At 44.0% G+C, this 216-nt stretch carries 1 pseudogene; it reads left to right on the plus strand.

The window, feature by feature from the left end:
* Positions 1–216 (plus strand): annotated as a pseudogene (locus A142_RS25000) (hypothetical protein); the annotation flags it as partial.

A 216-nucleotide genomic window follows, 5' to 3' on the forward strand; every position in this document is an offset into this window, starting at 1 on the left:
CGTGAATTTGATGAGTTACTGGGTGGTTGCATTAATTCAGTTTACTCATTGGATTGTACTCACTGTGGCCATCATGAGTGTGACCAAGAGTTTTGCTCTAAGTGCGAAGCCAACATGGAGGAAAATGAACGCGGTTATCTCAAAGCTTGCCACTACGCTGGTTTATTCGATGATATCGAACAAAGACTCCGTAACGGTAAAGCGGTAACAGGCGTT

The organism is Vibrio splendidus 12E03, assembly GCF_000272105.2.
Taxonomy (GTDB): Bacteria; Pseudomonadota; Gammaproteobacteria; order Enterobacterales; family Vibrionaceae; genus Vibrio; species Vibrio splendidus_I.